The organism is Paenibacillus sp. GCM10027629, from assembly GCF_042676425.1.
Lineage (GTDB): Bacteria > Bacillota > Bacilli > Paenibacillales > Paenibacillaceae > Paenibacillus_K > Paenibacillus_K terrigena.
In genome coordinates, this window is record NZ_JBHTGZ010000009.1 from 195,024 (window position 1) to 208,244 (window position 13,221).

The 13,221-nt window shown below is 49.1% G+C and carries 9 protein-coding genes; all 9 read left to right on the forward strand.

Going from position 1 to position 13,221, the window contains the following annotated elements; genetic code table 11:
• Positions 1–138: 138 nt before the first annotated feature.
• The 9 genes from ACFQZR_RS10140 (at position 139) to ACFQZR_RS10180 (ending at position 13,217) form a co-directional block, all read left to right on the forward strand.
• Positions 139–7,914, forward strand: coding sequence for a WIAG-tail domain (locus ACFQZR_RS10140; protein ID WP_379345410.1), 7,776 nt, complete (start codon positions 139–141; stop codon positions 7,912–7,914).
• A gap of 252 nt (positions 7,915–8,166) precedes the next feature.
• Entirely contained in the window at positions 8,167–8,961 is a 795-nt protein-coding gene (locus ACFQZR_RS10145; RefSeq protein WP_379345412.1) for a glycosyltransferase family 2 protein, read from the forward strand.
• Positions 8,962–8,965: 4 nt separating this feature from the next.
• A complete protein-coding gene (locus ACFQZR_RS10150; RefSeq protein WP_379345414.1) occupies positions 8,966–9,895 on the forward strand; it encodes a glycosyltransferase family 2 protein in 930 nt (309 codons plus the stop codon).
• Positions 9,896–10,242: 347 nt separating this feature from the next.
• Positions 10,243–10,974 (forward strand): sugar phosphate nucleotidyltransferase, encoded by a 732-nt coding sequence (locus ACFQZR_RS10155; protein WP_379345416.1) that lies wholly within the window; start codon positions 10,243–10,245, stop codon positions 10,972–10,974.
• 160 nt (positions 10,975–11,134) lie between these two features.
• Positions 11,135–12,058, forward strand: a complete 924-nt coding sequence (locus tag ACFQZR_RS10160) for a GT-D fold domain-containing glycosyltransferase (RefSeq protein WP_379345418.1) — start codon at positions 11,135–11,137, stop codon at positions 12,056–12,058.
• 151 nt (positions 12,059–12,209) lie between these two features.
• A complete protein-coding gene (locus tag ACFQZR_RS10165) occupies positions 12,210–12,365 on the forward strand; it encodes a hypothetical protein (RefSeq protein ID WP_379345420.1) in 156 nt (51 codons plus the stop codon).
• Positions 12,366–12,477: 112 nt separating this feature from the next.
• The gene (locus ACFQZR_RS10170) at positions 12,478–12,639 is read left to right on the forward strand and encodes a hypothetical protein (RefSeq protein WP_379345422.1); all 162 of its coding nucleotides are present in this window, start codon (positions 12,478–12,480) and stop codon (positions 12,637–12,639) included.
• Between the two features lie 16 nt (positions 12,640–12,655).
• Positions 12,656–13,033, forward strand: a complete 378-nt coding sequence (locus ACFQZR_RS10175; RefSeq protein WP_379345424.1) for an alpha-helical endospore appendage domain-containing protein — start codon at positions 12,656–12,658, stop codon at positions 13,031–13,033.
• The gene (locus ACFQZR_RS10180) at positions 12,993–13,217 is read left to right on the forward strand and encodes a hypothetical protein (protein WP_379345426.1); all 225 of its coding nucleotides are present in this window, start codon (positions 12,993–12,995) and stop codon (positions 13,215–13,217) included. The genes ACFQZR_RS10175 and ACFQZR_RS10180 overlap by 41 nt, the downstream gene beginning before the upstream one ends.
• Positions 13,218–13,221: the final 4 nt, after the last annotated feature.

Genomic DNA, 13,221 nt, shown 5'->3' on the forward strand with positions numbered 1-13,221 from the left:
TCTTATAGCAGATTTTTCAAGCGTACACCGAAGGAAATTCGTTCGGTGTTTTTCTTTTTTCAGGGCTTAGGCGAGTGACAGGGTCCTAGTCGAGTGCATATGATGCAAATGACGATCTATGCAGGAAGGAGAGGGCTCATGAAAAAACCGAAAAGATCGGCGAGATCGACGAAATCGAAAAAGCCGCTTTATTATGTCGATAACCCGAACTCTCGCGAACTAAATTGGCTCGGAACTGCGAACAAAACGCAGGCGGCCGTCGATCCCCAAGAAGATAAGGATGTATCGATTAATGCGATGACTCCACTTCCGACTCGGCCTGAAACAAATTCGAAATCCGATGACACTGAAATATTGATCCCATTGGAAGATGTCCTTAGCCAAGTGATAGAAGAAGCTCAGCTGCAGCTGCAATCCGAGCCGGAAGTCAATTTACAAGAACAGAAGCTTGCGAAGGGCTTGAAGTCTGAGATTTCGAAAGACACGGAATCCGGGCCCGCGCCACTAGAGCAGCGACCGGAATCATCCGAATCCGATACTTCGGCATCGTCTGCATCACGGACGAAGCTGGAAGCAAGAAGAGCATCTGCGATGAAGCCGCCATCTGAAGTTGCGGCGGAAGCGGACAGCGCCACGCAACCCCCGTCCACACGAGGGAACAAGACCGCAAGCGAATCCGTTGAAGAACGACGCGCAGCCGTCAGAGCGCGATCCAAATCGAAGTCAGAGCCTCAAGCGGTAGTGACACCGCCAGAAGCCTCGTCTGAACCTCCAAAGGTTGAGGAGGTCAAGAGCGAAGCAGTCCAAGAAGTGAAGGTCGAGGTACAGCAAGTGCCAGAAGCCTTTGAACAACAGGAATACGATGAAGCGAACAGCCTCTCGCGGATCTTCTCTCCGTTCGGGCGCAATAAAGGGGTCGTCTATACCGACGATCTTGTCGACGGTGCCGTTACGAATGAGAAGCTCGCCCCTTATTCGATTGACGGATCGAAGATCAAGAAGGAGAGCATTGGCGCTGACGTGCTGAAGGATTATGCCATTCAGAGCATTAAGATTGCAGACGGAGCCATTAGCGCCGCCAAAATTGCTCCAGAATCGGTATCCGGTGAACACCTCATCCGTCAATCCATCACCAGTGGTAAAATCCGCGATCGTTCCATCACGGGTGAGAAGCTTAAAGACGGAAGCATTACATCTGAGAAGCTCGCCGACAAGACCATCGATTCGAATAAAATCGCAGAAGGTTCTATTCAGACGAAACACTTGGCTTCGCTTATCGTATCCAGCGATCTTATACAGAACCAATCGATTACCTCCGAGAAAATCCGCAGCGGTGCGGTACAAACCGAGAACCTCGCGAATGACGTTATCGATACTTCGAAGCTTAGCGATGGTGCGGTGACATCAGATAAGCTGCAGGATGAATCCGTAACGGAGAGTAAAATCTTCCCGGGCAGTGTCGTTGGCGTCCACCTGAAGGAAGGCGCTGTAACGAAACGCCATATCGCGAAGAAGTCAATCCAACGTGATCATATCGAGGACGCTCAGATTGATTCCCATCATATCTTGCCTGCCGCGATTCATTCGGTGCATTTGAAGCCGAATTCGATCTCGTCGGTTTTACTCGACTCGCAGGCTGTAGGCACACCGCATCTCCAAGATGACGCGATTAAGCAGCAGCATATCGGTGTATCTGAAATTCAGACATGGCATTTTGCGGATCAGAGTATTACATCGCCGAAGCTTGCAGATCAAGCGGTATCCACCGTAAAACTCGTAGACCATGCGGTGACGACTTCCAAAATTGCGGATCAGAGCATCATTCCGCAGAAGTTAGCCGATGAAGCCATTCAATCCCGTCACCTCGCTAAGAACACTGTGGTCTCCGATAAAATTGCTCCGCTTGCCATCGGTTCAAGCCATTTGAAATCAGAGTCCGTAGGACCGGAGCATATTCAAGATCAAGCGATCATGGAGATTCATCTGAACAGAAGCGCCGTGACATCCGATAAGATTAACAATCGTGCGGTTCAATCGGAGCACATCGAACTTGCAGGCATTCATACCGAACATTTGGCAAATGAAACCATTACGAGCGATAAATTAGCGAAGAATAGTGTCCTAACCGAAGCCATCGTCGATGGTTCCGTGACGGAAGCGAAGCTGGCTTCTCAAAGTGTCACTGCCGATGTTCTGGCCGATGACGCTGTTCAGGCCTTCCATATCGCAGAGAAGTCCGTCACATCACAGGCGATTGCGCAAGAAGCTGTTCAATCGTTCCACATTCAGTCAGGCTCGATTGGCAGTGAGCATCTCCAGATGTTCTCCGTCGGTCAACCGATGCTGAAGAACGAGGCGGTATCTGCGGAGAAAATCGCATCCAATGCGATCCGTGACCGACATATCGGACCTGGTACGGTATTCTCCCACCATCTGGCAGATCATGCCGTGACATCGCTCAAAATTTCTCCAGAGAGTGTCTCCACAGATAAAATAAATGACATGGCTGTTACAACACCAAAGCTGGCAGATCAGAGTGTTAACTCCTCAAAAATCGGATACGAAGCTGTTATGACATCACATCTATCCGCTGGTGCTGTGACTTCGCCAATTATTGCAGAACAGGCGATTAGCTCCGAGCATCTACAGGATCAGATTATCGGGACAGAGCATCTTCAATTCGATGCGGTTGGCACGGAACAGTTACAGGACGGATCCATTACTTCAGAGAAGCTTACGAAACAGAGTATTACCAGTGACAAGATGGCCATCGGTTCTGTTGATGGGCCGCATATTCGCAATCAAGCCATTCACAGCAGTCATCTAATGCAAGAAACGATCCAGTCCCAACATCTAAGCGATGTGAGCGTATCGACAGCGAAGCTCGCGGACGGCAGTGTGACGAGTGATAAGCTAGCCATCGATAGCATCACGGAAGATCATTTGGCGTCAAGCTCCGTGGGGCAAGACAAAATTCAGCCTGGAGCCATTACTTCTTTCCATATCCAAGATGAGTCGGTTCAGGAGCAGCACCTCGAGGATCATGCTGTGGGAGAACGTCATATTCAGCAGGATGCCATCCGAACGGATATGTTGCAGAATCAGTCCGTCACGAGTGAGAAGATTAGCTCGGGAGCGATTGAAGGCCGTCATGTTGGACTTGAAGTGATCTCCAGCAAGCATCTGAGAGTCGAGGCCGTTCAAGGATATCATCTGAAGAAAGGGATCATCACGACGGCGCATCTCGCCCAAGATGTATTGAATTCGGATTGGATGCCGGAAGAAAGCATCGTCGGCGGCAAAATCAAGCCGGGTGTCATCGAATCGTACCATCTTGCAGATCTCTCCGTGGCAGGCAAGAAGCTGCAATCCAGCTCGATTACACCGGATAAAATATCGCAAGCTGCCATTCAATCGCAGCATGTGCAGCCGGGAAGCATCCTCTCGGAACATCTGCAGCCTCGCTCGATTCAGTCATCGCATATTCAATATGGCGTCATTCAGCCAGAGCATCTGGCAGAAGGATCAATATTCGCCGAGCATATTAAGCAAGAAGCGATCCAAGAAGGACATCTACAGACGGGCTCGGTAGGCTCCGCGCAGCTGCAAGCTGGAAGTATCGTGGAATCTAAACTCGCACAAGGCGCAGTATCAGCCTCCAAAATCGCACCGGAGTCCATTCAGACCGAGCACATGGCTGTGGGATCAATCCAGGCAGAACATTTGAATCCACTAAGCGTGGGTAACAGCCATTTGCAGCCGGGCATTATTGATTCCAACCATTTGAAGCCGAATATTATTCAGACAGAGCACTTACAAGAAGGGGTTATTCTTCCACATCATTTGCGTGAGCAGTCCATTTCGGAACTGCACATTCAGAACAATGCCATTCATACCGGTATGCTGCAGGATCAAAGCGTCACGCGGAATAAACTGAATGACCGCGTTGTATCCGGTGATAAGCTGGCGCTCAAGTCGGTGACGGCCGATCATATGGCTGAGGATTCGATTCTATCCGAGCATATTAGTGCGGGAGCCGTAGAAGGCGTCCATATAGGAGCGATGGAGATAGGGTCCGATCACCTGCTGCCGCGCAGTATCTCTGATGTGCATCTGCAAGAAGGGAGTATTCAAGAAGCACATCTGCAATCTGGAATTATCGGAAGCAGCCATTTGAAGGAGAGTATTGTGGAAGCCCGACATTTACAGGATAGCTCTGTAACGCGCGATAAGCTCAGTTATCGATCTGTTGGACGGGAGCATCTGGTACAGAAGTCGGTGACCTCCACCCATTTGGCCGCAGAAGCCGTAGGTCAAGAGCATGTGCAGCCGGGTAGTATTGGGACGGAGCATTTGCAAGATGGGATCATTCTGAGCAAACATTTGCAGGAAGGCATCGTACAAGAGGAGCATTTGCAAGAGAAAGCTGTTAGCGGGAGTCACCTGAAGGATGGATCAATTACCCGCGAGAAGCTTGGCGAGGCATCCATAGGACGTGAACAGCTCGCACCGCGGTCCGTATCTTCATCGCATTTGGCCCAGGGCTCCGTCGCATCGGAACATCTTCAATCGCTCATCGTCTCCAGCACTCATCTTCTCGATAACGTCGTTCAGAGCCATCATTTGCAGTCATCGAGCATCACCCATGATCATTTACAGGATAGTATCGTTCACACGAAGAATTTGCAGGATGGCGCCGTGACGCGCGATAAGCTGAGTGAGGGTGCTGTAGGACGGGAACATCTCGTCGATAAATCGGTAACCTCTGTTCATTTGGCGTCAGGATCTGTAGGCATGGAGCATGTACAGCCGAATAGTATAACGACGACTCACCTGCAGAAGAAAATTGTGCAGAGTGCTCATTTACAGCAAGGGATCATTAGCAGTGAACATGTGCAGGAAGGGGCTATTCATACAAGGCATCTGCAAGACGGTTCCATTATGCGCGAGCAGCTCAGCCCACAGTCAGTAGGCAGAGAACAGATTGAAGAGAATGCGATTCAGAGCTCGCATTTAGCTTCAGGAGCGGTGGATTCCAATCACTTGCAGCCTTCTAGCATTAACGAAGTTCATTTACAGCTGGAAATTATTCAAGGGCCGCATCTACAGAAACGAATTATCGATAATAGTCATTTGCAGGAAGAGATCATTCAGAATCGGAATATTGAGGATGGGACGATTACACGCAATAAATTGAGCAGAGATTCGGTGGGACGCGACCAACTGATGCATGACACGGTAACCTCAGCTCACCTCTCCATGGAAGTGATCGGTTCGGAGCATCTGCAACCGCAAATCATTACAGCCGCGCATTTGAATGACAGCATTATTGGAAGCGCGCATTTGCAGCAGGGCATTATTCGAAATGAACATCTGCAAGCGGGTGTCGTGCATTCGAATCAACTGAAGGATGGCGCAGTTACGCGAGATAAATTAAGTGACGGATCTGTTGGCCGGGAGCAGTTGATTCAAAAATCTGTGAATTCCTCGCATCTCGCTTACGATGCCGTAAGATCAGAGAACATCACGAGCGGAGCGATTTCGAGCGATCATCTGCAAGCAGGCAGCATCTCGACACTGCATTTGCAGCAGAATACTGTCGCCAGTGATCAACTGCAAGAAAATAGTGTTCAAGGACTACACGTACAGGATGGGGCTATTGCTCGGAGTAAAATCGGGCGAGGTGCTGTTGGCAGCGAGCAGCTCGAAGAGCATGCGGTTAGCGAATCGCATATTGCTCGCGAAGCGGTTCAATCACAACACATTGCAGATGGGGCCATTACGTCACGTCATCTGCAGTCGGATACGATTCAGAGCGCCCATTTAACGAATGGACTGATCGGTAAAGAGCATTTGCAGGATGCTAGTGTTCAATCTCGTCATATTCAGGATGGTACGATTACCCGTTACAAGTTAAGTGAGGGAGCCGTAGGACGGGAGCATCTACTGGATCAATCCGTGACTTCGGAACATTTAATGAGCGACGCGATCACATCCGAGCATATTGCATCTGCATCCGTAACGACAGAACATTTGCGTAAAGGCATAATAACAAGCGATCATTTGCAGGAAGCTAGCGTGCAGACACGGAACATCCAGGATCGTGCCATCACGAGAGATAAATTAAGTGCAGGTGCAGTCGGCCGAGAGCAGCTCGCGAATCAATCTGTAGACACAGCCCATATTGCTTACGAATCTGTGAAATCCGAACACATTGCAATGGGTTCGGTCACGATGGAGCATTTGGAGCCAGGGCTGCTGCAGCGTGTAAATCTAGGTAATGAATCCATTGGACGCGAACATTTGCAAACAGGCAGTATACAGACGGAGAGTCTGGCCGATGAGATCGTTACACGGGAGAAATTAGCGAGAGATGCTGTTGGCAGCGATCAGCTCGGTGTTGGCGTGATCACATCCAAGCATTTGGCGACGGAATTAGTCAATACGACGCATCTTGCTCATGAGTCCGTTACATCGGATCATATCCAAGTGAATACGATCTGCAGTGAACACCTGCAAGATGGAATTATCGGCAGTGAGCATTTACGTGTAGGCATCGTAGGTTCGGAACATTTGCAGTCTGGATCCGTGTCAGAGGACCACTTGCTTGAAGATAGTGTAGGAACGCAGCATTTGCAGGTAGGCAGTGTTCATGACGTGAACATTATGGATGGCGCGGTTACGCGGGAGAAGCTAGCGGCAAATGCAGTGGGTCGAGAGCAGCTTGCATCCGAATCCGTAACAGAGGCGCATCTCTCGATGGAAGCTGTTCATGCAGAACATCTTGCCGTCGAATCCGTAAGGGGTAACCACTTGGCGAAGGAATCCATTCAAGGGGAGCATCTGGCCCTAGCCTCTGTCACATCGAGTCATCTGCAAGCCGGTGTCATCGGAAGCCAGCATTTGCAGGAAGGTATTGTCGGCACAGCACATTTGCAAATAGGCGCAATTGGCAGTGAATCTCTGCAAGAAGGCATCATTAGCAGTATTCATCTACAAGCTGGCAGCGTGACCGAAGCACATCTTGGCGAAAGCTGCGTCGGCGCAAGGCAGCTGCAAGCGGGAAGTATTAAGGGCGATCATTTGGTAGCAGGCAGCATTACATCGGATCATCTGCAAGAAAGTGCTGTAACGCGAGATAAGCTTGCTCTTGAGGTTATTGGCTGTGAGCAACTGGCTAAGCAATCCATTGGCGTTGAGCATTTGCAAATCGAGACACTGGATTGTATCCAAGCGATGTCTCGCTCCATGACGATAGAGTTACCAGAAAACAGTGTAACCAGTGATGTTCTGGCCGATGAGTCTGTGACTTCGAATAAAATAGCGCCTCTTGCAGTGACCTCTGCCCATGTGACCCCCGGATCGATTCTTACAGCGCATATCGGTGGTCAGCAGATTGAAGCGGGGCATTTGCAGGAGCAAGTGATTCAATCCCACCATCTGGTTGAAGGAATTATTCAAAGTCAGCATATTGGACCGGATGAAGTGACGACGGATCATATTCGGGCTCAAACGATCGTATCACGCCATATTCAGCCGTCATCGATTCTTTCCTGGCATGTTCAGACAGATAGTATTGGTACGGATAAGTTGCAGAATCAATCCGTTACCCCAGAGAAGCTATCCTTCCAGCCTGTTCAGACCGTTGCTTCGAATGGAGCCACATTGCAGCAATTTGGTATGACACCGTTCACCTTTAATCTGCATGACGAGAAGATTGAAGTTACAATTCCATTCCAAGAAGCATTCGGCAATTCGAACTATGTGGTTGTCGCAATGACAAATCAATCGACATGCTATACCTCGCTCAAATCCAAGAATGAGAAGTATGCGGTTGTTGAGGTCGTGCGCACAAGATTCACACCGGAACCGAACGCGGTCATCTCGTGGATCGCTATGGGAACCAAAGGTTAATGAGCTTCAACCATTAGGCTATACGTCGAGCCCCAGTGCCATCATACGTAACAGGTCATTAAAGAAACAAAGAGGATCGCGCTCCAAAGCATGAAGCTTGGGGTGGCGATCCTCTTTGCGTGTGGAGCAGTACAGAAGCCGTCGCACAAAGGAATGTACAACATAAAATGTCTTGTATATAGGGCTGCGGCTGCTATAGAAAGGCCATGCATGAGGGAGTGAACTTTTCTTGGAACTGGAGGTGAATCGTCATTGATTGCAAACAACCGAAAAAGGGGTCCGAAACGAAGACGCAGCGTACGATCTGGTCCGTATGCCTCACCCTATCTTTCCGTCATCATCCCGGTCATGAATGAACGGCGTACGATCGCGAGAGTGATTCGAGAGGCGAAGCGAATCCACCCGAATACGGAAGTCATCGTCGTCGTGAATGGTTCAACGGACGGAACCAAGAAAATTGTTGCCCAGCAAAGGGTGACAGTGCTCTCTTACGAAGAACCATTGGGCCATGATGTGGGACGTAGTATTGGAGCGAACGCGGCAAGAGGGAAAGTGCTGTTATTTATCGACGGAGATATGGTTATTCCTTGTAAGCAATTAAGGCCCTTCGTTCAAGCCATTGCCAGCGGAACGGATGTTGCGCTCAATGACTACTCAGGACCGACACATAAACGAACAGTGCATGGCGTCGTATTAGCCAAGCATGTGTTGAACATCATGCTCTCAAGACCCGATCTTCACGGGACTTCCATGACAGCTGTTCCGCATGCATTAAGCCGGCGAGCGTTGGATATCATCCAGCCGCCGAATTTATCCATTCCCCCTTTAGCGCATGCGATGGCTGTCCAACGTGGATTGCATGTGAAAGCCGTACATCATGTGAATGTTGGTAAGCTTAATCCGAGTCGTGTTCGTAATCGAAATGGTGATCCGCTGGAGAATCTCATTGTTGGCGATCATTTGGAGACGATGGACTGGCTAAGTCATGAGCTTGGTGTTCGCGGGGGATTCACGGATTTGACGCGGAATCGTGAGATCGCGAGGTGAGCAGATGAGACAACGAATGAATTTGCCTACTACCAAACGGCAGCCTACTGCCAAACGGCAGCCTGCTGTAAGATCCAAGCCACGTCTGGCTAGACGGTCACGACCACGATCACAAGTAAGATTACGATCTGCCACAGAGCTATCCCCACGCTATCCGATTCATACGGGGACTGTCTTCCCACCGCTTCAGCAGACGGTGTCGGCCATTCTGTCCGTGCAGAATGAAGAAGATTCCATTGGCGGAGTTCTGAATGAACTGAAGAAGCTGCAAGTTGATGAGATTATCGTTATCTTGAATGGGTGTACGGACCGTAGTTATGACATAGCTAGGCAGCATGAAAATGTGAAAATTGTTCATTATGCAGATCCGATCGGACATGATGTCGGGCGGGCAATCGGTGCCAAACTCTCGACCTCGGATATTCTATTGTTCGTGGATGGGGATATTCCTATATCTGCAAATGCGTTAATGTCTTTTATCTATGCTGTGCATCGAGGAATTGATGTCGCACTGAATGATATTAGTCCGTTCATATCCACATTTGATCGTCGAGATGATTTGACCCGCTGCAAAGAATTTCTGAATCGAAGCTTAGGTCGCAGCGATCTGACGGTGAATTCCATGACAGCGATCCCGCATGCGCTATCCCGCAGAGCGATCGAAATCATTGGATATGACAACTTGATGGTCCCGCCAAAAGCGCAAGCGATCGCGATGTTGAAGGGACTTAAGATTGAGCTTGTGGGGAGTGTAAATGTGATCGAACGCAATAAGTTGCGTAAGAGTAATGTAGGCGATGTGAATCCTGTCGCACAAATGATTATCGGCGATCACCTCGAAGCGATTCGTCAAGCGATGAACTTGAGCGGGAATCGATTATCGCTGCCCGATCATTCGCGGAAACGCATTGCGGCGAGTAGGAACGGGATATGAGACCGACCAGCATGTAATTTTGGGCTTCGAGTAGGATCCTCACATTTATTTCTGGATGGGGAGTGTACAAGTGAGTGTTCAAAAAGTCGGCTTATCAGCACCTAAAAGTTTTCGAAGAAAACTTACATCGTAAGCGTAAGCTTAGGTTGCGAGAACTCGAAGATCTATGCTTCCGTAGCGAGTTTTTCTTCGAAAAACTTTTAGGAGGAACGGAATTTAGGCAAAACCTAAATGAGTACCGGACTTCGAGGGTGAACGCGAGATTCGATGTCGAATTCGCTTCATGAAACACTTCGTGATCAAAAGATGACTTTTTGAACTACCTCTTCAGGAAAGGGAGGATTTGTGTGAAAGGAATAATACTAGCCGGCGGGACAGGAGCCAGACTTTATCCGCTTACGAAGATGATGAATAAGCATCTGCTGCCAGTCGGTAGATTCCCCATGATCTGTTACGGGATTGACCGCTTACGGAAGGCGGGAATTAAAGATATTCTGCTCATCATCGGTAAAGCTTCCGCAGGACTTTATCTGAATTTTCTAGGGAGCGGTGTAGAATGGGGCGTGAATATCTCATACAAAATTCAAGAGAATGCTGGTGGAACTGCACAGGCACTGAATCTTGCCCAGGGCTATATCTCGCCGCAAGAGAAATTTGTCGTCCTGCTCGGAGATAACTTATTCCAAGATGATCTGACGCCTTATGTTGTTGCCTTCAGGGATCAACCGCCAGGTTCTGCACGTGTGCTGCTCAAGCGGGTGAATGACCCCAAACGATTTGGCGTGCCCGTATTCGATCCGAATAATCCGGACCTGATCATTCGGATTCAAGAAAAGCCGAAGAAGCCGCCAGCTAACTATTGCGTCACAGGGATATATATGTATGATTCTTTTGTGTTTGAAGCCATTGACCAGATTCAGCCTTCAGCGCGCGGTGAACTCGAAATAACAGATGTCAATAACATCTATGCGGAGTTAGGTCGATTGCAATTTGATGTTCTTCGCGGATGGTGGACGGATGCGGGAACATTTGATTCTTTGCAGGAAGCGAGTCGCAAGCTGCGAGGACTTCATCCTTGAGAACGATGGATTATTTTCATGACTTGCGAAGAGAAAGTGGGGTGCTGAAATGCTCCTTCTGCCGAGAAAAAGACGTAAGAACAAAACAGCGCATCGTAAATCGGTGATCAGGAAACCGAGGAAAAGCAGTAAAAAGCAATCCGCTTCACATAAATCAAGAATGAAATCGAGACTGCGAGGTTCGGATGTATCGTATCGTTCGTATGCGAACCGTGTTACAAGAAAGCTGGGAAGGCATAAGGAAGACCAATCCATTCCTGATCATCAAGCATGGCGGAACGCCTACGATAAAGGTTTTGATAAGGGGTTCTACGAAGGCGGGGATGGTATCCTAACACAGATGCTTCCACCTTTTACGGTACTGCCGAATGTTGAATTGCGAGAAGTTCTGCAGGCGGGGCTCAGCCAAATGCAACACCTCCTGCATCCTCTCGTCGATCCGGTTACGCTATACCGCGAGATGAAGAAGGCATTGGACTCGGAGAAGCCGATGTCCATCGTTCGATTAGGGGATGGTGAGATGCTTACGCTGTCTCATGACTTGATTATCCCTGCAGATCAAGCGCGACAGATTGGCCCTTTTTTACCTTATGCAGGCGTTAGTCTACCTGATCCTACAGCGCGGCAATTGTTAGCCGATTCGATTAGACGTGCCACCATCGTAGGCATTCCCGTCTCTCGCATGCGCAGCTTCCAAGGAATGCTATTCCCTGCACTTAAAGCACATGGCATCGATTATCGAGACTTACGTATGACCATATCGACAATCAACTATTTATTCTATGAATTGGGGTACTTAACGTTATTGCTCAAAGGAAGACGTGTGCTAGTTGTCGGGAATGAAGCTAATGCGCTGGGAGCTGTACTTACATCACGTGGTGTACGTATCGTCGGAATCGTCACGCCAGTTCAAGGGATTCACGATGTGGATCGTGTAGTGGAGGAAATCGCTACACATGCTTTTGATATTGCGCTTGTCGCAGCAGGTATTCCAGCTGTCATCATTTCGGAGCGGGTTGCAACGGAGCTGGGTCGTGTCGCCATTGATTTCGGGCACCTCGCTAACAAGCTTGTGAAGGGCTAACCCGTCTAGACGAAGGATGAATGAGGTTCTGGGGGATCATGTGGTACACGGATGCGCCGTATGAGATCATTGTCATCGATAATGGCTCTACCGATGGTAATATTTCCATCGGTAGAGCCATTCGCCGTCATATCGATTCCCAGAACCGAGGGTGGTCAATCGTCGAAATGAACAGTTTTTTATCCCGGTCATGCGCTGGCATTTGCAGGAGCGTGCGCATACGGTATGGACCCAAGAGGAACTTGGTCTATATCCCGAAGGACTTCCGATTATTGCTCCACCCTTGTTTCGTAATCCCGAATTATAGCCTTGGAACTGGGCGAATGCTCAGTAGCACGGTACACCTGTCAGCATATGCTGTAAAAGGGTAGTGCTAAGGGCTCTCTTTGCGAATGATTAACGTTAGAGAGGGGGGGCCTATGCAGAACAGAATTACCGAGATGATCGTGCATATGTCCAATTCGCATCTCCATATGGCAACAGTTATTGATGCGAAACGCCATGTTGCTGTCCGAATGGCACATCTCATTCACGCTTTACCAGATCAGCATCCGAATTTCGATGGAAGAATGATGGAATAAGAAGTGAGGGTTGTGTATGAGAGAACAAGCATATCTGAATATGCTGGACGCAGCTGCCAAGATCCAATGGAATGTCGCTATGATTCTAGAGGCGAAAGCAGTTGAAGCAGAAAAAGTGCGTAATTGGGCGCTGAATCATTTGTCGGAGCAAGCCTTCACGAGCCATACGGAACTGCTTAAGGAGTCTCTCGGCATTCATGATTCACTCGTGGATGTCCTCGATGGATTAACCAAGCTAGAGAACGGACTTGCGCATAATTTAAAGGTTGTACTGAACCGGGAGGCCGATGGTGGTTTGGGCGGTTTCGGTGAAGGCGGCTGGTTTGGTGATCAGTTCGGAACGGGAGACACTGATGATGGATCTTCATCGCAGGGAATGGGCAGCAAAGGATAAGTTAATTCATGCGATAGCGAGAAGTCAAGGTGCGTTGTCGCGTATCCTCGATTCGGTTGCGGACGTCGCGGCACACGACTCGTCGAACAATGAGCTGGCGAAGAAGCTGGTTGGGAATATTCAAGTGTTATCAGAATGCATTGTGTCGTATGGCGTCAAGAAAATCGTTCATTCGGCGCTATAAAAAG

Bases quoted from the DNA above. Each gene is read 5' to 3' on its own strand.
- ACFQZR_RS10140 (WP_379345410.1), top strand. From the start codon at position 139: ATGAAAAAACCGAAAAGATCGGCGAGATCGACGAAATCGAAAAAGCCG.
- ACFQZR_RS10150 (WP_379345414.1), top strand. From the start codon at position 8,966: ATGAGACAACGAATGAATTTGCCTACTACCAAACGGCAGCCTACTGCC.
- ACFQZR_RS10160 (WP_379345418.1), top strand. From the start codon at position 11,135: ATGAAATCGAGACTGCGAGGTTCGGATGTATCGTATCGTTCGTATGCG.
- ACFQZR_RS10170 (WP_379345422.1), top strand. From the start codon at position 12,478: ATGCAGAACAGAATTACCGAGATGATCGTGCATATGTCCAATTCGCAT.
- ACFQZR_RS10175 (WP_379345424.1), top strand. From the start codon at position 12,656: ATGAGAGAACAAGCATATCTGAATATGCTGGACGCAGCTGCCAAGATC.
- ACFQZR_RS10180 (WP_379345426.1), top strand. From the start codon at position 12,993: ATGATGGATCTTCATCGCAGGGAATGGGCAGCAAAGGATAAGTTAATT.